Here is a 24,284-nt window from a genome sequence, read left to right as displayed (position 1 = left end):
GCTTCAGCAGCGATTCCCAGCATCGCGGCTGAAGCCGCTCCTACGCCGATTACTCCGCCTTGCGTTGCCCATCCAGCCCCTGGCTGTTGCGGCGCAGTTGCTCATCCAGTTGCGGAATCGGCTGGTCACCAGGGGATTTCGGCACAGTCCCTGGGGGCGTTTGTCCCTGCGGCGGCGGTAAAAGGGGCGCCGATCCCTGGCGCTTGATCGTACTGGGCGTGGAAGGCTGACCGTATGGTTGCGGCGTGGCGGTGCCCGGCGCGCCCGCCCCAGGGGCGGACGGCATGCGCATCGGTTCCTGAGCCCAGGCCAGACTTCCAAGGCTGGAGGCCAGAATCATCGCGGCGAACAGAGGCAAGCGCATGACATTTCTCCTGTGCAGCTGGCTTTCGTTCTATTCTGGCAACATATCCAGACAAGCGTTCACCTCCGATAACAGGTTCCGCCATGAGCACCAGCAACAACCCCTATTATCTGTCCGCCCAGGCCGAAGAAGGCTACCGGCAGAAAGCGCTGAAAATGTACCCCCACGTCTGCGGCCGCTGCGCCCGCGAGTTCTCTGGCAAGCGTCTGAGCGAACTGACCGTGCACCACCGCGACCACAACCACCACAACAACCCGGCCGATGGTTCCAACTGGGAGCTGCTGTGCCTGTTCTGTCACGACAACGAACACTCGCGCTACACCGACCAGCAGTACTTCGCCGAAGGCTCCACCGCCAGCCCTCAGGCCGCCAAGTCGACCTACAAGGCCTTCGGCGATCTGGCCAGCCTGCTGAAAAAGGACTAGGGCGTGGCACTCGGCACCGTATAATCGGCGCTTTTGCGAGTGCCACCGTGGCCAACAAGAGATACGCCTGCATCGGCCTGTTCAATCCGAAATCGCCGGAAAACGTCGGTTCCATCATGCGTGCGGCAGGCTGTTATGGCGTCAGTTCGGTGTTCTACACCGGAACCCGCTATGACCGCGCCAAGGACTTCATCACCGATACCAAGAAGGTTCATCAGGACATCCCGCTGATCAATATCGACGATCTGCGCAAGATCCTGCCGCTGGGCTGCACCCCGGTAGCGGTGGAACTGGTCGATGATGCCCGCGCCCTGCCCGCCTATACCCATCCCGACCGGGCGCTGTACATCTTCGGCCCGGAGGATGGCTCACTGCAGCAGGAGATTCTCGACTGGTGTGGCGCCGAAGTGGTGTACATCCCGACCCAGGGCTGCATGAACCTGGCCGCGACGGTCAACGTGGTGCTCTACGACCGCCTGGCCAAAGGTAACAACACCCGCTCCGGCCCCCTGTTCTGACCACGAAGCGCTAACGCTCAACGTAGCAAACGCGTGTCCAGGGTCTTCGACGGACCGCCAATGACGTTCTCGGTGATGTCGATGAAGTCCTTGGTGCTGACCCTATCCAGGCGCATCAGGCCACGAGTGACGTCATCGAGCGACAGATTGCCCTTTTCCTTGGTCTTCTGCCGAATCTCGCGATCCAGCTCCTGCAACAGCAGCACCGCACGCGCCGTGACCGGACCACTGGCGTTGTCGGTACGCAGGCTGTTGACCGGTTTGCTCCAGCGAATCAGTTGTTCACGGATTTTCTGATAGCGGTCCTCGCTGATGCCGCCGGCACGGCGCATCAACTCGATGGCGTAATACTCGGCCAGGCCTTCGGCGATCCAGTCGCTGCGCTCACGACCATAGATACGGCCGAACACGTGCACCAGTTCGTGCACCAGGGAGCTGGTGCCGTTCTCGCTGACCAGCGGGCGATCAGCATGCATGAAGTAGGAGTTGGCCGCCGACAGGCCGCCGCGCCACATCGGGTCGCCAGCGCCGACGATCAGCAGTTTGTCCGGATCACGGGGGAACACCTGCTGCATCTGCGGCCAGACGAAGGTGAGGAAGGTCATGATGTCCATGCGCCGCATGCCCTCGCCGATGGGCGCGGAAATGGCGACTTCGGTGTCGCCCAGACGGGTGCGACGGGTGCCGAGCTTGCCGGCGAGCATCCAGCCGGTCGGGCGGTCGAATTTGCGCTGCGGGTTGTCGATGCGGAAACGGTTCTTGCCGACGCGCGGCCAGCCGGTCTCCACACTTTTCCAGCCCTTGGGCAGATCGAATTGCAGGCGCGCCACCAGATCGGTCTTGTCCTTCTGATCGAGCTTGGCCGCCGGCACCAGGTCGTCACCGCGAAATAGCGCCCAGTCCTGGGTCATCCGGGCGTCGTAGCGACCCGGCTTGCGCTCGTTGTCGATCAGCACGCGGTAGCTCAGCACGCTCTTGCCCTCCCCCGGCTGCCATTTGCCGCGCCCGGCCTGCTCCTGCGACCACTGGCCGTCGGCCTTGAAGTCGCTGAAACGGCCATCTTCGCCGAGGTTGAAGTCAAGACTGCGCACGCGCTCGCCCTTCTCCAGGGTGATGCTGACTTCAGCCTGATTGCTCTCCGGCAAGAAGCGCACGCGGTAATCCAGATCGACCTTCTGCGTGGCGGCGAAGGCCGGCAGACTCAGAAGCAGCAAAGACGAGTACAACGGCAAGCGAAGGGACATCGAGCAAACTCCTGATGCTGAACGTGGCGGCATATGACAGCTGCGCCACAGGGCAAATTCCATGGACGGCAAATAGATTTGCCAAGAAGCCGCGTGGCAATCAACCGGCACGAAAAATCAGATGATCTTCCCAGTCGTCTTCAGCCACGCTGTTCTCACTGAGCATACGTCCTGATTGGGAAATGCGCTCAGCGTGCACCGCGTCCGGGTCGCCGCAGACCAGATGATGCCAGTGCGGCAGGTCCTTGCCTTCGCTGACCAGGCGATAACCACAGGTCGGCGGCAGCCAGCGGAACTGATCGGCCTGCGCCGGGGTGAGCTGAATGCAGTCAGGCACGTGCTTGACCCGATGGGGGTAATCGCTGCAACGGCAGGTTTGCAGATCCAGCAGCTTGCAGGCGATGCGCGTGTAGTAGACGGCGCCGTCATCTTCGTCCTCGAGCTTCTGCAGGCAGCACAGGCCGCAACCGTCACACAGCGACTCCCACTCGCGCGCATCTAGCTGGGCGAGTGTCTTGCGTTTCCAGAAGGGTTCGAGGTCGGCAGCCATGGCAGCAGTATGGACTCAAGGGTAAAAAGCGCGGCAGTCTAGCTTGGGCATGCGCCCCGGCCAAGCGGCGCATGCCGAACGGCGGGCCATGGGCAGCCGCCCATGGGGTGCGCCATGCACACCAACTGGATGCTCAGTAACCACGGGTGAAATCCACTTCACCCTGTAAAGGCTGTCCGGCTTGCCAACGCGCCAGGTTGTCGATGAACAACTCGCCCATCAACGCCGGATCGGTGGGCGCCGAACTGTGGCCGGTGAGTAGCAAACGCGGCGCCGTCCAGAACGGATGGCCTGGCGGCAGCGGCTCTTCACGGCAGACATCGATCACGGCTGCGGACAACTGGTTCTGCTCCAGCGCGGCCACCAGGTCGGCATCGACCACGGCAACGCCGCGCCCGGCATTGATCAGCACCGCCTCCGGGCGGAACTGGGCGAGCAGCCGGGCATCGTACAGATCGCGCGTGGCCGGCGTATCCGGCAGCAGGTTGACCACGTAATCGGCCCAGGTGGTCAGCCGCGGTAGGTCATCCATGCTTGCCACTTCGGCAAAAGGCACCTGCTCGCGCGCCTGACTGGCGACGCCACGCAGTTCCACGCCGAAGGGTTGCAGAAACTCGGCCACGGCCTGACCGATATCACCACAACCGACCACCAACACGCGGCGACCGCGCAAGCTGCGCGGCAGACTGTGATCCCAACGTTGCTCGACCTGCGCCGCCAGCCGGGCGAACAGGCGCCGCTCGTGGGCCAGCATATGGCCGAGCACGTATTCGGCCATTACCTGTCCGAAGATGCCGACCGCACGGGTCAGGCGGTAATCACGCGGCAATCCTTCCGCCAACAGCGGCGTGATGCCGGCCCAGGTCGATTGCAACCACTGCGGCCGCGTGCCGTCGCGCAACAGCGGTGCGAGCAGGTCGGGTTGCCCCAGCCACAGGTCGCAGTCGCCGGCGACCACACGCAGCGATTCGAGCTGCGCGCTGGCGACCAACTGCAGGTCGGGGCAGGCGCTACGGATACGCTCGGCGTAGAACGCATGCTCCTCTTCGGCGATCAACAGGCGCATCGGTCACACCGGGTCGTTACGGCGCAAAAGTTCGTCAGGCAGGTGCTCGATGTACTCCTCCTCGGGCGGCGGCATCTGCAGGTGATAGCCCTGCTTCTCGAGATCCTCCAGCACCTGAGCGATGTCCTCGCGGGCCAGCTGACGCTCGGGGCTGAGCACCAGGTCGAAAGCATGCGCGGGCGGGCCGAAGACGCTGAGCAGCCCTTCCGGTACGCGCGCCAGGGCATCGGCCTTGAGTACGTAAAGGTACATCTCGTTCTTACGCGAACTCTTGTAGATGGAACAGATGCGTTTCACGCGGATTCTCCTTCGGCGGCCAGGCAATCCAATAGCGCCTGGCCCATCAGCTCCCGGCGCCAGCCGCGCAGGGAGTCGGGCAATTGGTACGGGCCATGGGGGAAGCCGGTTTTCAACAGGGCTTCCAGGGTTTTCTTGCGCAGCATCAGCTCAGGGACGATGTCAAGGCGCTCACCTTCTTGCTGGCCGATGACGCGCAATTTCTTCAGCAGCGCAGAGGCTTCGATGGGTAGCGGCTCGGGCAAGGCTTCGGGCCACTGCTCGGGCGGCAGCGCAGCAGCATCACGAATCAGCTGCAGCAGCGTCTCTCCGTCCTGGCGTACGGTTTTCGGGTGCATGTCCTCGATGCGCGCCAGCGTCACCAGGTTATCTGGCTGGGTACGTGCCAGCGGCCACAGCGAATGCTCGCGCAGGATGCGATTACGCGGCTGGTTGCGCGCCCGCGCCTCACGCTCGCGCCAGGCGCACAGTGCGCGCAGCACGGCCTGCTGTTGACGCGACAGTTTCCACGCCAGCTTGGCCTCGCGCCAGGCGTCTTCCGGGGCGATCTCACGACCAAGATTGGCGACCAGTTCGGCACCGTCCTCCAGAATCCACTCGACCTTCTGCGGCGCCAGGCGGGCCATCAGGGCGCGGTACACCTCAACCAGATGCAGCACGTCCTCGGCGGCGTAGCGCACCTGCAGCTCAGACAGCGGCCGCTGCAGCCAATCGGAGCGGGTTTCACCCTTGGGCAGCTCGATGTCCAGCAAGGCCAGCACCAGACGCGAGTAGCCCATGGAGAAACCGAGATTGAGATAACCGGCGGCCAGTTGCGTGTCGAACAGCGGCGTCGGCAGGCTGCCGGTCAGGCGTAGAAAGACTTCCAAGTCTTCACTGCATGAATGCAGCACCTTGACCACTGTAGGCGACTCAAGCAGCGCGGCGAACGGCCGCCAGTCGCTGATGCGCAAGGGGTCGATCAGGTAGGCGCCGTCACCAGCGCTGACCTGCAGCAAACCGGCGATGGGATAGAAGGTGTCGACGCGCATGAACTCGGTGTCCAACGCGACGAAGGGCTGCGCCTGCCAGGCGGCGCAATGCTCGGCCAGGCTGGCGTCGTCGAGAATCCAGTGAATGTCGTTAGCCACGCGGCTCTCCCGTCTAGAATGCCGCGCAGTATATATGCCCAGGCCTACGCACGGGGCAGCAGCCTGCCGCCGATGACGGGAACTGTGTAATCTGTGCCGCGCATCACCTCCGAAACGGAAGAACAACAATGCTGAAGAAACTGCTTGCCCTGGTCGTCATGCTGCTGGCCGCAGCGGCCAGTTACCTGGCCCTGACGCCCAGCCCGATCGATCCGCTGCCCTGGGATGCCGCGCCCGCCCCGGCGATGACTGGAACACTGGAGCCCAACGACACCTTGATGAAAGCCGAGCTGCTGGCGCGCGGCCAGGTGCATGGCCCAGAAGACACCGCCGTCGACAACCAGGGGCGGGTGTACGCCGGCCTGCATGACGGCCGCATCGTTCGCGTGCTGGAAGACGACAGCCTGGAAACCTTCGCCGACACCGGCGGCCGCCCGCTGGGCATGAACTTCGATGCCAGCGGCAATCTGATCGTCGCCGATGCCTACAAGGGCCTGCTGAGCATCGACCCGCAGGGCGCGATCAAGGTGCTGACCACTGAGGCTGAAGGCCTGCGTTTCGCCTTCACCGATGACCTGGACATCGCCAGCGACGGCACCATCTACTTCAGCGACGCCTCCTCGCGCTTCGAACAGCCGGACTACCTGCTCGATCTGCTCGAGGCACGCCCTCACGGCCGCCTGCTCAGCTACAACCCGGCCAGCGGCGAGACCCGTGTACTGCTGAAAGACCTGTACTTCGCCAACGGCGTGGCGCTGTCGGCGAACGAGGACTTCGTCCTGGTCAACGAAACCTATCGCTATCGCATCACCCGCTACTGGCTCAAGGGCGACAAGGCCGGCCAGCACGACATCTTCATCGACAACCTTCCGGGCCTGCCGGACAACCTGCAGGGCGACCGCAAGGGCACCTTCTGGGTGGCCCTGCCGACCCCGCGCAAGGCCGATGCCGACTTCCTCCATCGCCACCCCTGGCTCAAGTCGCAAATGGCCAAACTGCCGCGCGCACTGTGGCCGAAGGCGATCCCTTACGGCTTCGCCATCGCCCTCAACGAGCAAGGCGAGATCGTCCGCAGCCTGCATGACACCAGCGGCACGCACCTGCGCATGGTCACCTCGGTGAAGCCGGTAGGCGACTACCTGTACTTCGGCAGCCTGGACAACGATCGAATCGGCAAACTGCAGATTCACTGAGCACACAGCTGCCCGGGTCACTCAAGACCTGGGCAGCCCGCTCAGACCTTCTGGGCAATCCAGATGGTGTGTCGCGTGCCCCGATTGCCGTGGGCATATACCTGCACCGCCTCGCCTTTGAAGCCGGCCTTACGCACCTTCTCCGAGAACGCCCGGTCGGCGCTGGATGACCACACCGCCAGCATGCCCTTGGGCCTCAGTGCCTTGGCGCACTGGCGCAGGCCGTCCATGCTGTAAAGCCAGTCATTGCCCTTCTGGGTCAGCCCCTCGGGGCCGTTGTCGACGTCCAGCATGATCGCGTCGTAGCACTGCTCAGCGGCCTGCAGCACCTTGGCGACGTCCTCCTGAATGATCACTGCACGCGGGTCATTCAACGGATAACCGGACTTCGCCCCGAGCGGACCACGGTTCCACTCGACCACGCCCGGCACCAACTCGGCCACCGCTACCTCGGCATCGGCCCCCAAGTGCTGGAGCGCAGACGCCAGGGTGAAGCCCATGCCCAGGCCACCGATCAGTACCCGCACCTGTGGCCGACTCGCGATCTGCTTGCAGGGAATCGCGGCCAGGGCATCTTCCGAACCGTGCATGCGCGTATTCATCAGTTGCCCGCCATCGCCGCCGGCAATCTTGATCACGAAATCTTCGCCGTATTCGAACAGGTTGAGCGCACCATCCGTACCGGGAATAGGAGCGGTATCGAGCAGAACGAAGCGTTTCATAGAAGGCGAAGACCTGAGTAGCGAGCGAGAGGGCAGGCAGCATGCCTGAATCGGCCTGGCAACACAGCCCCGCCAGAAACGACGAGGCCCCGCGCTCTCACGCGGGGCCCCGAGTCTACTGCGATGGGCTCAGACCACGCCTTGCGCCAGGATCGCATCGGCGACCTTGACGAAGCCGGCGATATTGGCGCCCTTGACGTAGTTGATGCGGCCATTCTCTTCGCCATGGTGCACACAGGCGTGGTGAATGTTCTGCATGATGCCGTGCAGACGCTCGTCCACCTCGCCGGCGCTCCAGTGCAGGCGCATGGCGTTCTGGCTCATTTCCAGGCCGCTGGTGGCCACGCCACCGGCGTTGGACGCCTTGCCCGGTGCGTAGCAGATACCGGCCTCGACGAACAGGTCCACCGCTTCCAGGGTCGAAGGCATATTGGCGCCTTCGGCCACGCAGATGCAGCCGTTCTTCAGCAGCGCGCGGGCATCCTCGCCGTCCAGCTCATTCTGCGTCGCGCAAGGCAAGGCGATATCGCAGGCCAGGCCCCACGGACGCTGCCCGGCGAGGAACTGCAGACCATAGTGTTCAGCCATCTCGCGCAGGCGGCCACGACGCACGTTCTTCAGCTCCATCAGGTACTGCCACTGCTGATCGCTGAGGCCGCCCTCGGCATACAGGGTGCCTTCGGAGTCGGACAGCGAGATCACCCGGCCGCCCAGCTCCATGACCTTCTGCGCCGCATACTGAGCGACGTTACCGGAACCGGAAACGGCCACGCGTTGGCCCTCGAAACCCCGGCCGATGCGCTTGAGCATCTCCTGGGCGAAGTAGACGCAGCCGTAACCGGTGGCCTCCGGGCGGATCAGGCTGCCGCCATAACTCAGACCCTTGCCGGTCAGTACCGAAGTGAACTGGTTGGACAGACGCTTGTACTGACCAAACAGGTAACCAATCTCGCGACCGCCGACGCCGATGTCACCGGCCGGTACGTCCAGATCGGCGCCGATGTGACGGTACAGCTCGGTCATGAACGATTGGCAGAAGCGCATCACCTCGCCTTCGCTCTTGCCCTTGGGGTCGAAGTCCGAGCCACCCTTGCCGCCGCCCATGGGCAGCGAGGTCAGGGAGTTCTTGAACACCTGCTCGAAGGCGAGAAACTTGAGTACACCGAGGTTCACCGAGGGGTGGAAACGCAGGCCGCCCTTGTAGGGGCCGATGGCGCTGCTCATCTGGATACGGTAACCGCGATTGACCTGCACCTGACCACGGTCATCGACCCAGGGCACGCGAAACAGAATGGCCCGTTCCGGCTCGACCATGCGTTCGAGAATGCCGGCCTCGCGGTAGCGCGGGTTGGCCTCGAGGAAGGGCCACAGACTGCGCACCACCTCTTCCACCGCTTGGTGGAATTCCGGCTGATCGGGGTCGCGCTGCTTCAGGCGCGCCAGGAAAGAATCGACGGACAACGACATGCGGCACCTCGACACCACAAAGACAAAGTGGCCGGCACTCTAGCAGGCAGCAAAGCACCAAAACAGATCAAAATGTCGCCTTGATGAAACTTTTTAGTGCGCTAGCAGCAAATAAAGATTTGAAATGCCTCTATCGCGCAATTATTCCCACCCATAAACACACCAAATAATGGCCTATCGCGCACGAATATCGATCACTCATGTTTGGATCGAGCTCACCGCTGGCGTTACAGCTTTCCCAAATGAGTGTGAGAAGGCTTTTCTTCGCAGAGGCCCAATAGAGGGCCAGACGGTATGATGCCGCAAACCCTGCTACGAAACAGGAGGCTGCATGCCACTCGCTCAACTGATCAGTGCGGAACACCTTCAACAGCGTCTAGGCCAAAACGACCTGCTGGTACTGGACTGCCGCTTCGCCCTCGAAGACCCAGCCTATGGGCGCCGCAGCTACGTCGATGGGCATATCCCGGGCGCGCACTTTCTCGACCTGGAGCAGGACCTGTCCGCCCCGGTGGTCAAGGGCGTAACCGGTCGCCACCCGCTCCCCGACCCGAGTTCTCTGGTCGAACGCCTGCGCAGCTGCGGACTGCGGGCGGATAGCCAGGTCGTGCTGTATGACGACGGCCCCGGTGCGTTCGCCGCACGCGCCTGGTGGTTGCTGCTGTGGCTGGGCAAGCGTGATGGTTTGTACCTGCTCGATGGCGGCCTGAAAGCCTGGCGTGAAGCCGGACAGGAACTGACCACCACGCCACCTAACAACACCCCGGGCGATTTCTCCGCGCAACCCGACAGCAGCCTGCTGCTGACTGCCGATCACCTGGCCCAGCACTTGGGCAACCCGGAGCTGACCCTGCTCGACGCGCGTGCACTGCCGCGCTTTCGCGGTGAGGTCGAGCCGCTCGACCCGGTCGCCGGGCATATTCCCGGCGCACGATGCGCCGTGTTCAACGACAACCTGGGTAAGGATGGCCGCTTCCTTCCGGCAGCGGTACTGCGCGAGCGCTTCGACGAGCTGCGCGGCGAACGCCCGATGGAAAATCTGGTGGCTTACTGTGGCTCCGGGGTCACGGCCTGTCACAACCTGTTCGCCATGAGTCTCGCTGGTTATCCATTGGCGCCGCTCTACGCAGGCTCCTGGAGCGAGTGGATCACCGATCCGACGCGCCCGGTAGCCACGGGTGATTGATCGAGGGTTTTAAGCACCAATCGAAATATGCCCAATAACTCAAATCCAGAATCAATTTAAAAACAGACCTTTACAGCTGAAATATCGCACTAGACTTGAGAATGAGCGGCTAACCCCGCTCCCGGTGGGGCCTTTATCGAAGAGCCCAGACCGTTGAAAAACGTTAGCGAGGCAGGCAAGACAAGGCAAAAACAGCCGAGAAACGGTCGGAATCGCGCTCGATTTTACAAGCGTAAATGAGCATTTCGACTGGGCTCGCACACGAGGCTGTTTTTAACGCAGGATTGCCAACGCACGACTGCATGGATGCAGGAGGTAGAGCGACGCAGGAAGCCAAAGCCGAGATAGTTTTTCATCGGTCTGGAAACAGCTGCCACGCGCCCGGCCCTACCGGCACCCTTGCGAGGATGCCATGGGAATTGCCGCCTGCGATCTCAGCCAGCATGTGATCCGCCCTACCCTGCTCTATCTCGAACGCCATAGCGCCACGGCCGAAGCACTGCTATTAGGGGCTGCGGCCTGTCAGTCAGCACTGGGCAGTGCGCTGGACACCCCGCAAGGTCACGGCTTGTATCGCATCAGCGAACAGCGCCACCAGATACTCTGGGACCAGCATCTGGCCTTCGACCCGGATCTTGCCAGCCGTGTACGCGGCCTCGCCAGCCAGCACGCATTCTTGGAAATGCCGCACATGGAGCTGACGGTCAATCTGCGTTACGCCACGGCCATTGCCTGGCTGATGATCGAAAGCGAAAAACTCGAGCTGCCGGCCGCTGATGACGTGCTAGCCATGGGCCGAATTTGGCGCAAGGTTTTTCAGCCGCAGGCGAGCCAACATGACTTTCTCGATGCCTGGCAACGCTGCATTGAGCCCGTAAGCCAGGCGGCTTGACCAGGCAGTCAGAAAATACAATTTGGAAAATCCATACATTATCCAACCAATTGTCCGACAATACGCTCTATTTCGGGAACTTCATCGCCTTGGCAGGGGTCAGGAAAAACTGTAGCGTGCGCCCCCCGCCTCACCACAGGAGCTTCCCCGTGAGCAAACGTCTTCTCAAGACCGGTCTTGCCGTCGCCATCACTGCCACCTCGAGCCACGGTTTCGCCAGCGGCTTCGCCCTCAATGAACAAAGCATTTCCGGTATGGGTACCTCTTTCGCCGGACGCTCATCCTCGGCCGACGATGCCAGCACCGTGTTCGGCAACCCGGCCGGCATGGCCCGTCTCAAGCGCGACGAAGTCTACGTCGGTGCTGCGGTGATTCACGCCAAGAGCGATATTAGCCACGCCAGCGCCAATGCGGGCCCGCTCGCACTGTCTGGCAGTAACGACGGCGATATGGTGCCGACCACTGGCGTACCCATGGGCTATTACGTCAAGCCACTCGACGACAAGGTCACTTTCGGCCTGGGCATCTACGTGCCTTTCGGCCTGATGACCGACTACGAGAGCAACTTCCAGGGCCGCTACTACGCCGACAAGAGCTACGTGCGCGTGATCACCGTACAGCCGACCTTGAGCTATCGCTTCAATGACAAGCTGTCGGTGGGGTTCGGCCCTACCTTCAACCACATCGAAGGCGAACTGACCTCCTCGATTCTCAACCCAGGTAACAGCGACGGCAAAGTGAAGGTCAAGGGCGACGACACCGCTGTCGGCTTCAATGTCGGCATGCTCTACGAGTTCACCCCGAGCACACGCGCAGGCGTGACCTACCATTCGCGGGTGAAGTACGAACTGGAAGGCGATACTCGCGTTTCCGGTAGTGGCGCTCTGGCCGGCATCGCCGGCAAGTACGACGCCAACCTAGACCTGACCACTCCCGAATCGGTGGACATGTCCATCACCCACGATCTGACCGATGCGCTGACGCTGCATGTCGGCAGCACCTGGACGCGCTGGAGCCGCTTCAAGGAAATCCGCGTGGAGAACGACTCCGCCACCTTGCCGGCCAACCTCACCACCATCGTCGAGGAGCAGAACTGGCACGACACCTGGGCTCATGCGCTCGGCCTGTCGTACAAGCTCAATCCGCAATGGACGCTACGGACCGGTATCGCCGTCGACCAGTCGCCGACCAACAACGTCGACCGTTCGCCCCGCATTCCCTCGGGCGACCGCACCATCTTCAGCGTCGGTGCCGGCTGGAGCCCAAATCAGGACATGACCATCGATGTGGCCTATTCCTACCTGCAGGAAGAGTCGGTGGACGTGAACCACGCCAGCGCCACCCGCGGCACCTACAGTGCGCGTTACAAGAACAGTGCACACGGTCTCGGCGCCTCGCTCAGCTACCGCTTCTAATCGGAATACACACCCGGCCACGGACGGCCTACGAGCACTACGCAAGCCGATACGCTCATGGCTCCGAAGCGATGGCCTTTTCGACGGCGGCGATCAACTCGGGATCATCCGGCTTGGTCAGGCTGGAGAAGCTGGCCACCACCTTGCCCTGACGGTCGACCACGTACTTGAAGAAATTCCAGCGCGGCTGCCGGCTCTGCTCGGCCAGGCCCTTGAACAATGGGATGGCGTTGGCACCGGAAACCGGCTGCGGTTCGGTCATGGCGAAGGTCACGCCGTAGTTGACGTAGCAGACAGTGGCCGTTTCCTTGCTGTCGGCGGATTCCTGGCGGAAGTCGTCAGATGGCACGCCGAGCACTTCCAGGCCCTGATCCTTGTAACGCTGGTAAAGCGCTTCAAGCCCTTTGAATTGCGGGGTGAAGCCGCAGAAGCTGGCGGTGTTGACCACCACCAGCGGCTTGCCCGAGAACTGACAGAGCTCGATGTTTTCACCTTTGGCGCGCAGCTTGGGCAGTTCGCCCTGGAGCATGGCCGGGCATTCGGCGGCCAGCGCTGGCAACGCCAGGCTGGACAGCAACAAGGAACAGACAAGACGACGAAGAGACATGGCAGTGACCTCAAGCGATGACGCGATTGCACCACGCTACTCGCAGGCCCAGCCGCAAGCAACTAGCAGATACCGACACCCAGCTGCAGCAAAGCCAGTCCACCCTGGCGCCAGCCCCACCAGGCCAACGCCAGCAGCGTACCGAAGCCCAGCGCCACGGCACTGAGCGTCAGCACCTTACGGCTCATGCCGGCGCGCCCTGCAGACGCGCCACCGGCACTTCACGCACCGGCCAGTTCAGCGCGGCAGCCATCACACTCAGGCCAATGGAGATCTGCCAGACCAGGTCGTAGCTGCCAGTGGTGTCGTAGAGATACCCGCCCAGCCAGCCACCGAGGAAGGAGCCGAGCTGGTGGAACAGGAACACGATACCGCCGAGCATCGACAGGTTGCGTACGCCGAACAGGGTCGCCACGGTACCGTTGGTCAGCGGCACGGTCGACAGCCACAGCAGGCCCATGGCGATACCGAACAGGTAGGCACTCCATTGCGTCAGCGGCGCCAGCAGGAACAGCGTGATCACCACACCACGCAGCAGATACAGCGCACTGAGCAGACGCGGCTTGGACATACGTCCGCCGAGCCAGCCGGCGATGTAGGTGCCGAAGATATTGAACAGGCCGACCAGCGCCAGCACCGTGGTACCAGTCAGCGCCGGCAGATGGTGATCGACCAGGTAGGCTGGCAGGTGCACGGCGACGAACACCACCTGGAAACCACAGACGAAGAAACCCAGCGCCAGCAGCCAGAAACCGGAGTGGCTGGTGGCCTCGCGCAGCGCTTCGATCAGCGTCTGCTGTGGACCATTGCTCGCTGGTGGAGGCGTCTCCTTGATCATCACTGCGAGCGGAATCATCAACGCCACCAGCAGCCCGAGGGCCAGTAGTGCTGCCGACCAACCGAGCCAGCCGATCAGCCCGAGCGTGCCCGGCAACATGGCGAACTGCCCAAACGAGCCTGCCGCCGCAGCGACGCCCATGGCCATGCTGCGTTTCTCCGGCGGTACGGCGCGACCGACCACACCCAGGATCACCGAGAACGATGTGCCGGACAGCCCGATGCCGATCAGCAAACCGGCACTCAGCGACAGCGATAGCGGCGAATCGGCCATGCTCATCAGCATCAGGCCGAGCATGTACAGCACACCGCCAACGACGATCGCCTTGCGCGCCCCGAAGCGGTCGGCCAGCGCACCAGTGATCGGCTGAGCGATACCCCAGATCAGGTTCTGCAAGGCGATGGCGAAGGCGAACACCTCACGCCCCCAGCCAAACTCCGCACTCATCGGCGGCAGGAACAGGCCGAAACCATGCCGGGTGCCAAGCGACAGCGCCAGGATCAGTGACGCGCCAAGCAGCAGCCAGGTGGTTGAGCGCCATGCAGTTGTCATCAGTCTCTCCAGCGAACGCCCGTTAACGACCGTTCAGGCAGTAAAAATGAGTTGGCCATCAGGCAAGTTGTTCGAGCAACCTCATCAATTCGGCACGGCGACCTTCGCCCAGTTGCGCGGTCACCTCGCGCTGTGCCTGTTCCCACAGCGGCAGCGCCAGATCGATGCGTTGAAGGCCGGCCTCTGTGAGCCGTACCTCGCGAGCGCGCAAGTCGCGCCCCTCTCCCAGTTGCACCAGCCCCTGTTCCTCCAGCACCCGCACGTTGCGCCCCAACGTACTACGATCCAGCCCCATGGCCTCGGCTAGCACGGAAATGCTCGGCTGCCCGAGCCGCTGTACGTGGCGCAGCAGGGAAAACTGCGCACCGCCAAGCCCGACAGCAGCCAGGGCGTCATCGTAGAGACGGGTAACGCCGCGACTGGCGCGGCGCAGTTGGGTACAGAGACAAGAGGTCGGCAACATGGATACAGGTATATACCCGCATCAACAATTCACACTCATACAGTTATGCACTGCGTCGGCATAACAGTTGTGTCAGAGGCTCAGCGCTAGCGCTAAAAGTGCACCGCACTCAGCCAGTTCGACCAGTGCACCGGCCGTATCACCCGTGGTGCCGCCGAGACGTTGCAGCAAGGCGCGGCGCAGCCAGGCGAACAGCAATAAGCCCGTTGTCAGCGCCAGCAGGCCCTGCCAGCCGAACAGCAGCATGCCCAGCAGGTGCAGGCCCAGCACCCAAGGCAATTGTCGGCACGGCAAGTGATCGACCAGCGCCTGTCCCAGCCCACCGGCCCGCACATAGGGCGTGGTCGCCAACAGCAGTGGCAACAGGCTGCGTCCCAGCCAGGGCAACAGCAGCAGGTAGATCCCCTGCCCGGCCTGCAGCAGCGTGAACAAGGCGGCAAACTTGAGTAGCAACAGCAGAACCAGCACCACTACTGCGATAGGCCCGCTGCGTGGGTCTTTCATGATCGCCAGGGTGCGCTCACGGTCACCAAAACCGCCCACCCAGGCATCAGCGGTGTCGGCCAGGCCGTCCAGATGCAGGCCGCCGCTCAGCCCCACCCACAGCGCCAGAATGATCGCTGCCTGTAATAAGGCCGACGTCTGCCCCAGCAGCAGGTGCGCGCCCCATAACAGCAGGCCGAGCAACAGGCCCACGGCCGGATACCAGAGCAGCGAACGCCCCACCTGCTCCGGCGAGGGCATGCCAGGCAGCGTGACCGGCAAGCGAGTGAGGAACTGCAGGGCGATCAGCAGCGCAATCATGGCAATTCCGTCAGTTGCCCGTCGGCATCCAGGCTCAGGCGAAAACGCTGTGCGTAGCCGACGTTGACCTGCAGCAGCTCCTGGCGTGGCAGACGGCGGGCTCGCGCCAGCAGCAGACGCATGACACCGCCATGAGTGATCAGCAGCAGGCGCTCACCCGCATAGTTCTGCTGCAAGCGCCGTATGGCAGCCAGAATACGTGCCTCGAACTGCAGCAACGGCTCGCCATTGGGCGGCGTGAACGCATAGGGGTCGGCCCAGAACTGACCCAATGCCTCGGCATCACTGTGCATCAGCTCGGCAGCGCTGCGCCCTTCCCAGTCACCGAAATGCAGCTCCTGCAGGCCGGGCTCAAGGTGCAGCGGCAAACCATGGGCGGCGGCCAGCTCCTCGGCAAAGCGGGCACAACGCTGCAGCGGCGAGCTGATCAGGCGATCCCAGGGGCCTGCGTCCTGCACGGCGGCACGCAACTGCGCCCAGCCCTGCTCGGTCAACGCATCGTCCAGGCTGCCGCGCAAGCCGCCGCCTAATTCGGTCTCGCCATGGCGCAGCAATTCCAGTTGCAGCATCAGCTCGGTCTCTCGGCAACGGCAGCTTCGGCGAAGGTAGCCATCTGGCCGTGCAGGGCGCAGGCCAGGCGCAGCAACGGCACGGCCAATGCAGCACCGCTGCCTTCGCCCAGGCGCAAGCCGAGTTCCAGCAGTGGTTCGGCCTGCAGCGCCTGCAGCACGCGCACATGGCCTGGCTCGGCGCCGTGGTGGGCGAACAGCAGCCAGTCGCGGCAACCAGGGTTCAGGCGCACGGCGAGCAATGCGGCGACGCTGCAGATAAAGCCATCGACCAATACCGCGACACCCTGCTGCGCAGCGGCCAGGTAAGCACCAACGAGGGCGGCGATCTCGAAGCCACCCAAGTGGATCAGCGCCTGCAGCGGATCGGCGATCTGCGTCCGGTGCAGCGCCAGCGCGGCGTCGATCACCCGCGCCTTGTGCGCCACACCAGCGCCATCCAATCCGGTACCAGGGCCTGCCAGCTCGCTCGCCGGGCAATCCAGTAGCCAGCAGGCCAGCGCCGCCGCCGCGGTGGTGTTGCCGATGCCCATTTCGCCACCGACGAACAGGTCGCAACCACTGGCGCGCGCGCGTTGGACGCTGTCGCGGCCAGCTTCCAGGCAAATCATCGCCTGGGCCAAGGTCATCGCTGGATCGCGGGCGAAATTCTGCGTGCCGGCGCCGACCTGCAGATGACGCACGCCAGACAGCGGCGGCAATGGTTCGCCAGTACCCAGGTCGATCACCTCCAGCGCTGCGTCCAACTGACGCGCGAGCACGCTGATGGCCGCACCGCCAGTGACGAAGTTGGCCAGCATCTGTCCGGTCACTGCCTGCGGATAGGCGGAAATGCCCTCAGCCACCACGCCATGATCACCGGCAAAGATGGCGATCCACAGTTTGTCCAGGCTCGGTCGCTCGCGCCCTTGCAGCGCTGCCAAGTGAATGGCCAGTGCTTCCAGGCGGCCGAGCGAACCCGTGGGTTTGGTCAACTGCTGCTGCCGCGTTTCGGCCTTGGCCCTTGCAACATGATCGAGCGGCTGACACGGCCCTTGCCACCATTGCAGACTCATAACGCATCCCCCTTGAGCACCATGGGCAACCCGGCCACGATGAACAGCACACGCTGGCTGCGCTCGGCCAGCGCCTGGTGCAGCCAGCCAGTCTCATCGACATAACGGCGAGTCAGTTCGCCCAGCGGCACCACGCCCAGCCCGGCTTCATTGCTGACCAGCAGAATGCGCCCCGGCAGTTGCTCCACGCAGTCGAGCAGCGCCTCACGTTCGGCTGCCAGACGAGCAGGATCATCCAGCATCAGCAGGTTGGTCAGCCACAGGGTCAGACAGTCCACCAGCAGGCAACGGCCGGGCGCAGCCTGTTCGCGCAGCACGCGGGCGAGTTCCAGCGGCTCTTCGACCAGCGCCCAATGCTCTGGTCGCCGTGCGCGGTGCTGAGCGACGCGCGCATTCATCTCGCCATCGAGCGGCTGGCTGGTGGCGATGTAGACGACCTCCAATCCGGACTCGTCGGCCAGCTTCTCGGCCAGCCGGCTCTTGCCGGAACGAGCACCGCCGAGGATCAATTCAAGCATCTTCACTCCGTAGGGTGCGCTGTGCGCACCATTTCAAAACCTGCGGGCGCCGCGCCCCCTACCCCAGGCCGCAAAGCGCCTTGAGTTTTTCGGTATCCAGGTGTAGTTCCACCTGATCGGCCAGGCGCTCGATATCGCGCTCGCGCAGCGCCTGGTAATCCACCGCCTGCACCTCATGCAACCCGGCCCAGCGCAACAGCGCAGCGAACGCCGAGGGTTGCTCGAACAGGCCATGCAGGTAGGTACCGAACACCTGGCCATCAGCGCTGATGCCACCGTCGCTGCGCCCGTCATCGAGCCGCACGGCGCCATTGAGCCCTGGCCCGCTACTGACGCCGGCATGGATTTCATAGCCGCTGACCTGCGCCTGCTCCAGGCACAACCGACCGCGCACGTTGCGCAACTGCTTCTCCGGCTCCAGCAGCGTCTCGAAATCCAGCAGACCGAGACCTTCGCTACTGCCGGCAACACCTTCCAGCCCGTGCGGATCGTGAATCTGCCGACCGAGCATCTGCAGGCCACCGCAGATACCCAGAACCTTGCCGCCATAACGCAGGTGGCGGGTGATGGCAGCATCCCAGCCCTGTTCGCGCAGCCGCGCGAGATCGGCGCGCACACTCTTGGAGCCAGGCAGGATGATCAGGTCCGCTGGTGGGATGGCTTGACCCGGCCCGACGAAGGTCAACTGCACCTGTGGATGCAGGCGCAACGGATCGAAATCGGTGTGGTTGCTGATGCGCGGTAACACTGGCACCACCACGCGCAAGGCCTGTTCATCCTTGGCCTGCTGACGGGTATCGACGGCGTCCTCGGCTTCCAGATGAAAATCCATCAGGTACGGCAGCACGCCAAGCACGGGCTTGCCAGTGCGCTGTTCGAGCCAGTCCAACCCCGGCTTGAGCAGTGCGATATCTCCGCGAAAGCGATTGATCACGAAGCCGCGGATGCGCGCCTGCTCGCTCGGGCTGAGCAGCTCCAGGGTGCCGACCAGGTGGGCGAACACGCCGCCCTTGTCGATATCGGCGATCAGGATTACCGGGCAATCGACTGCCTCGGCAAAGCCCATGTTGGCGATGTCACCGGCACGCAGGTTGATCTCGGCCGGCGAGCCGGCGCCTTCGACCAGCACCAATTGATGGCTCTCCAGCAGACGAGTATGGGACTCCAGCACCGCCGCCATCGCCACCGGCTTGTAGCCGTGATAGGTCAGTGCGTGCATATTGCCGATGGCCCGGCCGTGGATGATCACCTGGGCGCCCATGTCGCTGTTGGGTTTGAGCAGCACCGGGTTCATGTCGGTATGTGGCTGCAGCCCGGCCGCCTGCGCCTGCACTGCCTGCGCGCGGCCGATCTCGCCGCCGTCGGCAGTCACGGCGGAATTGAGTGCCATGTTCTGTGGCTTGAACGGCGCCACGGAAATGCCCTGGCGCCGCGCCCATCGGCACAGGGCCGTCACCAGCGTGCTCTTGCCGGCATCGGAGGTGGTGCCCTGCACCATCAAGGTGGCCATCAGGGCGTTTCCTCGAGACTGGCCAGGATAGGCGCGCAATCCAGCAGTCCCTGTTCCAGCCGCCGCCAGCCAGATTCATCCGCCGGCAGGCCGAAGCGCAGACTATCCAGCTCGGCGAACAACCGCACCAGGATGCCGCGCCGCGCCAGCAGCTCCATGCAAGGCACCGCCCGACGAGTACAGCAGAACTGGAACAACGACGAGCCACCGGTCACCGGCATGCCGCAATCACGCAGCAGCGCCGCCAGACGCTCGCCATCGGCCAGCAGGCGTTCACGCTGGCGGCGCTGTCCCTCGCCATCGACCAGCAGGCTGCGCGCCACACTGCGCGCGGGGCCGCTCACGGACCAAGGGCCGAGCAGCGTTTCCAGCTCATCCAGCAATGTCTGGGCAGCCAGAACGAAGCCCAGACGCAGGCCAGCCAGGCCGAAGAACTTGCCGAACGAGCGCAGCACGATCAGCCCCGGCATGTCGCTGTAGGCAGCCAGGCTGTGCTCCGGCGTGCAATCGATGAAGGCCTCGTCGACCACCAGCCAGCCACCGCGCTCGGCCAGCTCATCGTGCCAGTCGAGCAGGCGCGCCGGCTCGATCAGTCGGCCGGTCGGATTGTTCGGGTTGACCACCAGCAGCACATCCAACTGCGGCAAGGCGCGATGCACCGAACCCTCGCTGAGTTTGGTGACGCGATGGCCTTCGCGACACCAGGCAGCGGCATGCTCGGCGTAAGTGGGTGCGATGATACCGACGCTGGCGTTACGACGCAGACGCGGCAAGGCCTGGATCGCCGCCTGCGAGCCGGCTACCGGCAGCAGGCTGACGGCGCCGTAATAATCGCGCGCGGCCTGCTCCAGGCCGTCATCCGCTTCAGGCAGGCGCGCCCAGGCAGAGCCGGGCACGGCCGGCAGCTCCCAACCGTAGGGCGCAACCCCAGTGGACAGATCCAGCCAATCCTCCAGTGGGATGCCATAGCGCTGCGCAGCGGCGCGCAGTCGACCTCCATGCTCAAGCAACCAAGACCTCCCATAGGATCAGGCACAGCAACCATAAGCCAACGCCCGCGACGACTCGATTCATCGCCCGCTCGATATCCCGCGCACGCGGCGCCGGGCCTTCGCCCAACTGCGGGCGTTCATGCCGCTCGCCGTGATACTCCGCCGCCCCGCCCAGGCTCACGCCCAGGCTGCCTGCGCCAGACGCCATCACCGGGCCAGCATTGGGACTGTCCCACAGCGGCGCCTGCTTGCGCCAGCACCTAAGCGCCAGGGCGGCGTGCCCAAGCAGTGCGTAGGTCAGCGCCACCAGGCGCGCCGGCAGATAATTGAGTACGTCATCGATTTTCGCGGCCGCCCAGCCAAAACGCTCGAAACGCTCGTTGCGGTAGCCCCACATGGCATCGAGGGTATTGCTCAGGCGGTACAGCACCACACCCGGTGCGCCCGCAACGATAAACCAGAACAAGGCGGCGAACACCGCATCGGAGCCGTTCTCCAGCACCGACTCGGTGCCGGCACGCGCCACACCCGTGGCATCCAGTTCGGCAGTGTTGCGGCTGACCATCCAGCCGACGCGCTCGCGCGCCAGAGCCAGGTCACCCAGACGCAGCGCGCGGGCCACCGGTTGCGCATGCTCGTACAGGCTGCGCAGGCCGAGGGCGAAGTACAGGGCGAAGATTTCCACGGCCCAGCCCAGACCACTGACCTGCACCAGCAGCCAGGTGAACAAGGTCAGCGGCAGCACCGCCAGGCACCAGGCGGTGACGCCATGACTGCGCCAGCCGCCGCCAGCCGGGTTGAAACGCTGCTCCAGGCGCTCGGCCAGGCGACCGAAGGCCACCAGCGGGTGCGCGCGTCGGGGCTCACCCAGTACGGCGTCCAGCGCCACGCCGGCACAGGTGATCAGCGCCAGGCTCATCGTTCAGTCACCCCGGACTCCCCATCGATTCTCGAACAGCAGCTCGCTCAGCGGCCGTGGCGTGGCCCAGCCCTCTTCCACCAGCATCGGTTTCTCATAGAAGGCGTCCACTGGCCCCAGGCACAGCAACGCCACCGGTTTGCTGCCAGCCGGCATGCCCAGCAGCTCGGCCAGCGCCTCGGGGTCGAACAGCGACACCCAGCCGAGCCCCAGCCCTTCGGCTCGTGCAGCCAGCCACAGATTCTGAATGGCGCAGGCCACCGAGGCCATATCCATTTCCGGCAAGGTGCGCCGCCCGAAGATATGCGCTTCGCGTCCCTCCATCAGCGCCACGGCCAGCAGCTCGGCGCAGTCGCGAATACCTTCGACTTTGAGCCGCATGAATTCATCCGAACGCTCGCCCAAAGCTTCGGCGGTACGCACACGCTCGGCCTCCACCAGCGCATGAGCCGCCTCACGCAATTGCGGATCGCGAATGCGCAGGAAGCGCCACGGCTGCATCAGGCCGACGCTGGGGGCGTGGTGCGCCGCCTCGAGCAGGCGCGCCAGCACCTCGGGCGGCACCTCGCCGCCGGCAAAATGGCGCATGTCGCGACGCTCGGCGATGACGCGGTATACCGCGGCACGCTCCTGCGCGCTGAAGGCATGGTCGGTCACGGACGCAACAGCGCGGCGGCTGCCTCCGGGTTGGAGGGCAGGTAGAAATGGATATAGCTGGCCGTTAGTCGCCCCAAACGATATACCGACTCAGCCACCGGCTTGCCATTCGGGCAACGGCCAAGCACCAGGGGCTGCAGCGGGCTGTCCAGTCGCGAGTGATGGTAGCTGTGGCCACGTAGCTCGCCTTCGGGCAGCGCCACTTCCTGCAGGGCCAACGCGGTCAGCCGCGGCTGCAAGGCCGCGCTGCCGCTGAGCAGGCCGAGCATGCGCCCGCTGGCACCTTGCTTGTCGCGCAGCTCATCGAGCAGATAGAGCATGCCGCCACATTCGGCCAGCAGCGGCTTGCCGGACTGGTGATGGGCGCGAATCGCGTCAGCCATGGCCTGATTGCTCTCCAGCTCGGAGAGGTACAACTCGGGGTAACCACCAGGCAGGTACAGACTGTCGACGTCGGGCAACGCGCTATCGACCAGTGGCGAGAAGTAGCGCAATTCGGCGCCTAGCGCCTGCAGCAGGTCGAGATTGGCCTGATAAAGGAAGGCGAACGCGGCATCACGCGCCACGCCGATGCGCACGCCATTCAGCAATGGCGCAGGTTCATCGAACTGCGGCGCGGCGAAGCTCACCGCTGGCGGCAGGTCGACGTTGGCGCTGGCGGCCAGGGCATCGGCGGCGGCGTCCAGGCGCGCATCCAGATCGGCCAACTCGCCCGCCTGCACCAGCCCCAGATGGCGGCTGGGCAATTCCACCGCGGCACTGCGCGGCAAGGCGCCGAACCAGTGGATGCTGGGCGGCAGGGCATCGCGCAGGATATCGCCATGGCGCGTGCTGGCGACGCGGTTGCCGAGCACCCCGGCAAAGGGCAGATCCGGCTGGAAGGTAGCCAGACCGTGGGCCAGCGCACCGAAGGTCTGCGCCATGGCCGCACCGTCGATAACCCCAAGCACCGGCACGCCGAAATGACGCGCCAGGTCGGCCGCCGACGGCTTACCGTCGAACAACCCCATCACCCCTTCGATCAGGATCAGATCAGCCTCGCCAGCGGCCCGCCACAGCAGGCGACGGCTTTCCGCCTCGCCAACCATGGCCAGGTCGAGCTGATACACCGGTGCGCCACTGGCACGAGCATGGATCATCGGGTCGAGAAAGTCCGGGCCGCACTTGAACAGCCGCACCCGACGTCCTTGACGCGTATGCAGGCGCGCCAGCGCGGCGGTGACGGTGGTCTTACCCTGGCCGGAAGCCGGGGCGGCAATCAACAGCGCCGGACAGTGACGTGCTTCCATCAGAATTCGATGCCCTTCTGCGCCTTTACCCCGGATTTGAACGCATGCTTGACCAGGCTCATCTCGGTGACCGTATCAGCCGCCTCGATCATCCCCGGCAAGGCGCCACGCCCGGTCACTACCACGTGCTGCAGCAGCGGCCGAGCCTCGATATCGGCCAGCACCGGCTCCAGTTCGAGGTAGCCATGCTTGAGTGCGATGTTCAGCTCGTCCAGCACCACCAGGCCGACGCACTCGTCGCTCAGCAGGCGGCGAGCCACCGCCCAGGCCTCCTGCGCCTTGGCGATATCGCGCTGGCGATCCTGGGTTTCCCAGGTAAAGCCCTCACCCATCACGTGGTAGCTGACTTCCTCGGGAAAGCGGCGGAAGAAGGATTCTTCACCGGTGCTGGCCGCGCCCTTGATGAACTGCACCACGCCGACCTTGAGGCCATGACCGAGGGCACGCGCGACCATGCCGAAGGCGCTGCTGCTCTTGCCTTTGCCATTGCCGCTGTGCACCAGCAACAGGCCGTATTCGTCCTGGGCCTGGGCGATCTTCTCGTCGATCAGGGCTTTCTTGCGCTGCATGCGCGCCTTGTGGCGGGCATCACGCTCGGTGGACTCGCTCATGCTGTGCTCCTGTACATCAGGCACCCGCGTCGACTGTCGGTAAACAGTACGAGCAACGATGGGGAGCAGATCGCGATGGTCCGCGCGTCCTCACCCTGGTGCCAATGGCTGGTCAGGCGAGCGGAAGACAGGAAGCACAACATCCCGGAAAAACCGGAGCGTCGGCCGGACAACGCCCTCCGCGATGCCGTGAAAATGCGACAGGCCGGTCTCCGGGCTTGTGAGCGAGCCCGAAGGTTCGGCACCGCGCCTTCCCGTGCGGTGCACAGTGGCCTTGAGCGGTGTTTGACTCACCTACCGTTGCGGGGGCAGCGCCGGCATTCGGACCGGCTTCCCTGTTTCACCCCATGGCTACCATTCACGGCAACTCGGGGCACCTGAAGCAAGGCGCGCAGGGTAGAGGCTGGCAGCCCTGCGCGTCAACGTCGAGA

At 64.1% G+C, this 24,284-nt stretch carries 28 protein-coding genes and 1 riboswitch; of the genes, 6 read left to right on the top strand and 22 right to left on the bottom strand.

The genetic code is table 11. From position 1 onward, the window contains the following. Positions 1–49 precede the first annotated feature (49 nt). Positions 50–364, bottom strand: coding sequence for a hypothetical protein (locus tag CXP40_RS12235; RefSeq protein WP_106733933.1), 315 nt, complete (start codon positions 362–364; stop codon positions 50–52). A gap of 83 nt (positions 365–447) precedes the next feature. Between CXP40_RS12235 and CXP40_RS12230 the strand changes: the two genes are divergently transcribed. Together CXP40_RS12230 and CXP40_RS12225 are read left to right on the top strand one after the other, a co-directional pair. After that, a complete protein-coding gene (locus CXP40_RS12230) occupies positions 448–789 on the top strand; it encodes a YajD family HNH nuclease (RefSeq protein ID WP_099525302.1) in 342 nt (113 codons plus the stop codon). 47 nt (positions 790–836) lie between these two features. Beyond that, complete coding sequence (locus tag CXP40_RS12225; protein ID WP_037002491.1) at positions 837–1,307, top strand: RNA methyltransferase; 471 nt, start codon at positions 837–839, stop codon at positions 1,305–1,307. A 17-nt stretch (positions 1,308–1,324) separates the two neighbouring features. Here the strand turns inward: CXP40_RS12225 and CXP40_RS12220 are convergent, their stop codons facing one another. The 5 genes from CXP40_RS12220 to rnd all read right to left on the bottom strand — a co-directional run bounded on the left by CXP40_RS12220 (position 1,325) and on the right by rnd (position 5,594). Beyond that, positions 1,325–2,551: a hypothetical protein gene (locus CXP40_RS12220; protein ID WP_106733932.1), complete on the bottom strand. Its 1,227-nt coding sequence runs from the start codon at positions 2,549–2,551 to the stop codon at positions 1,325–1,327. A gap of 100 nt (positions 2,552–2,651) precedes the next feature. Further along, positions 2,652–3,101 (bottom strand): YcgN family cysteine cluster protein, encoded by a 450-nt coding sequence (locus tag CXP40_RS12215; protein ID WP_106733931.1) that lies wholly within the window; start codon positions 3,099–3,101, stop codon positions 2,652–2,654. Positions 3,102–3,234: 133 nt separating this feature from the next. Next, the gene (locus CXP40_RS12210) at positions 3,235–4,167 is read right to left on the bottom strand and encodes a D-2-hydroxyacid dehydrogenase (RefSeq protein ID WP_106733930.1); all 933 of its coding nucleotides are present in this window, start codon (positions 4,165–4,167) and stop codon (positions 3,235–3,237) included. A gap of 3 nt (positions 4,168–4,170) precedes the next feature. Beyond that, complete coding sequence (locus CXP40_RS12205; RefSeq protein ID WP_106733929.1) at positions 4,171–4,464, bottom strand: YcgL domain-containing protein; 294 nt, start codon at positions 4,462–4,464, stop codon at positions 4,171–4,173. Then, complete coding sequence (gene rnd / locus CXP40_RS12200; protein ID WP_106733928.1) at positions 4,461–5,594, bottom strand: ribonuclease D; 1,134 nt, start codon at positions 5,592–5,594, stop codon at positions 4,461–4,463. The genes CXP40_RS12205 and rnd overlap by 4 nt, the downstream gene beginning before the upstream one ends. Before the next feature lie 131 nt (positions 5,595–5,725). On the opposite strand from rnd, the gene CXP40_RS12195 reads away from it, so the two are divergent. Beyond that, on the top strand, positions 5,726–6,787 hold the full coding sequence (locus tag CXP40_RS12195; RefSeq protein WP_106734022.1) for an SMP-30/gluconolactonase/LRE family protein: 1,062 nt from the start codon (positions 5,726–5,728) through the stop codon (positions 6,785–6,787). Between the two features lie 41 nt (positions 6,788–6,828). On the opposite strand, the gene CXP40_RS12190 is transcribed toward CXP40_RS12195, so the two are convergent. Together CXP40_RS12190 and gdhA are read right to left on the bottom strand one after the other, a co-directional pair. Beyond that, entirely contained in the window at positions 6,829–7,509 is a 681-nt protein-coding gene (locus CXP40_RS12190) for a spermidine synthase (protein ID WP_106733927.1), read from the bottom strand. Between the two features lie 129 nt (positions 7,510–7,638). Further along, positions 7,639–8,976, bottom strand: coding sequence for an NADP-specific glutamate dehydrogenase (gene gdhA / locus CXP40_RS12185; RefSeq protein WP_106733926.1), 1,338 nt, complete (start codon positions 8,974–8,976; stop codon positions 7,639–7,641). Between the two features lie 331 nt (positions 8,977–9,307). Here gdhA and CXP40_RS12180 point away from each other — a divergent pair, with 331 nt between their 5' ends. The 3 genes from CXP40_RS12180 to CXP40_RS12170 all read left to right on the top strand — a co-directional run bounded on the left by CXP40_RS12180 (position 9,308) and on the right by CXP40_RS12170 (position 12,469). Beyond that, complete coding sequence (locus CXP40_RS12180; protein ID WP_106733925.1) at positions 9,308–10,162, top strand: sulfurtransferase; 855 nt, start codon at positions 9,308–9,310, stop codon at positions 10,160–10,162. Positions 10,163–10,574: 412 nt separating this feature from the next. Continuing rightward, positions 10,575–11,054 carry a hypothetical protein gene (locus CXP40_RS12175; RefSeq protein ID WP_106733924.1) on the top strand — a complete coding sequence of 160 codons (480 nt, stop codon included), beginning with the start codon at positions 10,575–10,577 and terminating at the stop codon, positions 11,052–11,054. A gap of 149 nt (positions 11,055–11,203) precedes the next feature. Continuing rightward, the gene (locus tag CXP40_RS12170) at positions 11,204–12,469 is read left to right on the top strand and encodes an OmpP1/FadL family transporter (RefSeq protein ID WP_106733923.1); all 1,266 of its coding nucleotides are present in this window, start codon (positions 11,204–11,206) and stop codon (positions 12,467–12,469) included. 55 nt (positions 12,470–12,524) lie between these two features. Here CXP40_RS12170 and CXP40_RS12165 read toward each other — a convergent pair whose 3' ends face one another. The 14 genes from CXP40_RS12165 to cobO form a co-directional block, all read right to left on the bottom strand. Beyond that, positions 12,525–13,076: a glutathione peroxidase gene (locus CXP40_RS12165; protein ID WP_106733922.1), complete on the bottom strand. Its 552-nt coding sequence runs from the start codon at positions 13,074–13,076 to the stop codon at positions 12,525–12,527. Between the two features lie 62 nt (positions 13,077–13,138). Continuing rightward, the gene (locus tag CXP40_RS23985) at positions 13,139–13,264 is read right to left on the bottom strand and encodes a hypothetical protein (protein WP_256579287.1); all 126 of its coding nucleotides are present in this window, start codon (positions 13,262–13,264) and stop codon (positions 13,139–13,141) included. After that, complete coding sequence (locus tag CXP40_RS12160) at positions 13,261–14,466, bottom strand: MFS transporter (RefSeq protein ID WP_106733921.1); 1,206 nt, start codon at positions 14,464–14,466, stop codon at positions 13,261–13,263. The genes CXP40_RS23985 and CXP40_RS12160 overlap by 4 nt, the downstream gene beginning before the upstream one ends. 58 nt (positions 14,467–14,524) lie before the next feature. Next, the gene (locus tag CXP40_RS12155) at positions 14,525–14,929 is read right to left on the bottom strand and encodes a MarR family winged helix-turn-helix transcriptional regulator (RefSeq protein WP_099525285.1); all 405 of its coding nucleotides are present in this window, start codon (positions 14,927–14,929) and stop codon (positions 14,525–14,527) included. A gap of 72 nt (positions 14,930–15,001) precedes the next feature. Beyond that, entirely contained in the window at positions 15,002–15,733 is a 732-nt protein-coding gene (locus CXP40_RS12150) for an adenosylcobinamide-GDP ribazoletransferase (RefSeq protein WP_106733920.1), read from the bottom strand. After that, complete coding sequence (gene cobC / locus CXP40_RS12145; protein WP_177429659.1) at positions 15,730–16,305, bottom strand: alpha-ribazole phosphatase family protein; 576 nt, start codon at positions 16,303–16,305, stop codon at positions 15,730–15,732. Before cobC ends, CXP40_RS12150 begins: the two co-directional genes overlap by 4 nt. Beyond that, complete coding sequence (gene cobT, locus CXP40_RS12140; RefSeq protein ID WP_106733918.1) at positions 16,302–17,357, bottom strand: nicotinate-nucleotide--dimethylbenzimidazole phosphoribosyltransferase; 1,056 nt, start codon at positions 17,355–17,357, stop codon at positions 16,302–16,304. Before cobT ends, cobC begins: the two co-directional genes overlap by 4 nt. Then, complete coding sequence (gene cobU, locus CXP40_RS12135; RefSeq protein WP_106733917.1) at positions 17,354–17,875, bottom strand: bifunctional adenosylcobinamide kinase/adenosylcobinamide-phosphate guanylyltransferase; 522 nt, start codon at positions 17,873–17,875, stop codon at positions 17,354–17,356. Before cobU ends, cobT begins: the two co-directional genes overlap by 4 nt. Positions 17,876–17,933: 58 nt before the next feature. After that, positions 17,934–19,385 (bottom strand): cobyric acid synthase, encoded by a 1,452-nt coding sequence (locus CXP40_RS12130; protein WP_106733916.1) that lies wholly within the window; start codon positions 19,383–19,385, stop codon positions 17,934–17,936. Beyond that, a complete protein-coding gene (gene cobD / locus CXP40_RS12125) occupies positions 19,385–20,395 on the bottom strand; it encodes a threonine-phosphate decarboxylase CobD (RefSeq protein ID WP_106733915.1) in 1,011 nt (336 codons plus the stop codon). Before cobD ends, CXP40_RS12130 begins: the two co-directional genes overlap by 1 nt. After that, entirely contained in the window at positions 20,388–21,296 is a 909-nt protein-coding gene (gene cbiB, locus CXP40_RS12120; protein ID WP_106733914.1) for an adenosylcobinamide-phosphate synthase CbiB, read from the bottom strand. The genes cobD and cbiB overlap by 8 nt, the downstream gene beginning before the upstream one ends. Before the next feature lie 3 nt (positions 21,297–21,299). After that, complete coding sequence (gene bluB / locus CXP40_RS12115) at positions 21,300–21,953, bottom strand: 5,6-dimethylbenzimidazole synthase (protein ID WP_106733913.1); 654 nt, start codon at positions 21,951–21,953, stop codon at positions 21,300–21,302. Further along, a complete protein-coding gene (locus CXP40_RS12110) occupies positions 21,950–23,242 on the bottom strand; it encodes a cobyrinate a,c-diamide synthase (protein WP_106733912.1) in 1,293 nt (430 codons plus the stop codon). The genes bluB and CXP40_RS12110 overlap by 4 nt, the downstream gene beginning before the upstream one ends. After that, the gene (cobO, locus tag CXP40_RS12105) at positions 23,242–23,853 is read right to left on the bottom strand and encodes a cob(I)yrinic acid a,c-diamide adenosyltransferase (RefSeq protein ID WP_106733911.1); all 612 of its coding nucleotides are present in this window, start codon (positions 23,851–23,853) and stop codon (positions 23,242–23,244) included. Before cobO ends, CXP40_RS12110 begins: the two co-directional genes overlap by 1 nt. A 185-nt stretch (positions 23,854–24,038) precedes the next feature. After that, positions 24,039–24,249, bottom strand: a riboswitch (cobalamin riboswitch). Positions 24,250–24,284: the final 35 nt, after the last annotated feature.

Source organism: Pseudomonas sp. YY-1, from assembly GCF_002843095.1.
Taxonomy (GTDB): Bacteria; Pseudomonadota; Gammaproteobacteria; order Pseudomonadales; family Pseudomonadaceae; genus Aquipseudomonas; species Aquipseudomonas sediminis_A.
This window is presented reverse-complemented; position numbering and strand designations above follow the sequence as displayed.

Excerpts from the sequence above, each read along its gene's own strand:
- CXP40_RS12235 (WP_106733933.1), bottom strand. The coding sequence starts at position 364 with ATGCGCTTGCCTCTGTTCGCCGCGATGATTCTGGCCTCCAGCCTTGGA.
- CXP40_RS12230 (WP_099525302.1), top strand. The coding sequence starts at position 448 with ATGAGCACCAGCAACAACCCCTATTATCTGTCCGCCCAGGCCGAAGAA.
- CXP40_RS12220 (WP_106733932.1), bottom strand. The coding sequence starts at position 2,551 with ATGTCCCTTCGCTTGCCGTTGTACTCGTCTTTGCTGCTTCTGAGTCTG.
- CXP40_RS12215 (WP_106733931.1), bottom strand. The coding sequence starts at position 3,101 with ATGGCTGCCGACCTCGAACCCTTCTGGAAACGCAAGACACTCGCCCAG.
- CXP40_RS12210 (WP_106733930.1), bottom strand. The coding sequence starts at position 4,167 with ATGCGCCTGTTGATCGCCGAAGAGGAGCATGCGTTCTACGCCGAGCGT.
- CXP40_RS12190 (WP_106733927.1), bottom strand. The coding sequence starts at position 7,509 with ATGAAACGCTTCGTTCTGCTCGATACCGCTCCTATTCCCGGTACGGAT.
- gdhA (WP_106733926.1), bottom strand. The coding sequence starts at position 8,976 with ATGTCGTTGTCCGTCGATTCTTTCCTGGCGCGCCTGAAGCAGCGCGAC.
- CXP40_RS12180 (WP_106733925.1), top strand. The coding sequence starts at position 9,308 with ATGCCACTCGCTCAACTGATCAGTGCGGAACACCTTCAACAGCGTCTA.
- CXP40_RS12175 (WP_106733924.1), top strand. The coding sequence starts at position 10,575 with ATGGGAATTGCCGCCTGCGATCTCAGCCAGCATGTGATCCGCCCTACC.
- CXP40_RS12165 (WP_106733922.1), bottom strand. The coding sequence starts at position 13,076 with ATGTCTCTTCGTCGTCTTGTCTGTTCCTTGTTGCTGTCCAGCCTGGCG.
- CXP40_RS23985 (WP_256579287.1), bottom strand. The coding sequence starts at position 13,264 with ATGAGCCGTAAGGTGCTGACGCTCAGTGCCGTGGCGCTGGGCTTCGGT.
- CXP40_RS12160 (WP_106733921.1), bottom strand. The coding sequence starts at position 14,466 with ATGACAACTGCATGGCGCTCAACCACCTGGCTGCTGCTTGGCGCGTCA.
- CXP40_RS12155 (WP_099525285.1), bottom strand. The coding sequence starts at position 14,929 with ATGTTGCCGACCTCTTGTCTCTGTACCCAACTGCGCCGCGCCAGTCGC.
- CXP40_RS12150 (WP_106733920.1), bottom strand. The coding sequence starts at position 15,733 with ATGATTGCGCTGCTGATCGCCCTGCAGTTCCTCACTCGCTTGCCGGTC.
- cobT (WP_106733918.1), bottom strand. The coding sequence starts at position 17,357 with ATGAGTCTGCAATGGTGGCAAGGGCCGTGTCAGCCGCTCGATCATGTT.
- cobU (WP_106733917.1), bottom strand. The coding sequence starts at position 17,875 with ATGCTTGAATTGATCCTCGGCGGTGCTCGTTCCGGCAAGAGCCGGCTG.
- CXP40_RS12130 (WP_106733916.1), bottom strand. The coding sequence starts at position 19,385 with ATGGCCACCTTGATGGTGCAGGGCACCACCTCCGATGCCGGCAAGAGC.
- cbiB (WP_106733914.1), bottom strand. The coding sequence starts at position 21,296 with ATGAGCCTGGCGCTGATCACCTGTGCCGGCGTGGCGCTGGACGCCGTA.
- CXP40_RS12110 (WP_106733912.1), bottom strand. The coding sequence starts at position 23,242 with ATGGAAGCACGTCACTGTCCGGCGCTGTTGATTGCCGCCCCGGCTTCC.
- cobO (WP_106733911.1), bottom strand. The coding sequence starts at position 23,853 with ATGAGCGAGTCCACCGAGCGTGATGCCCGCCACAAGGCGCGCATGCAG.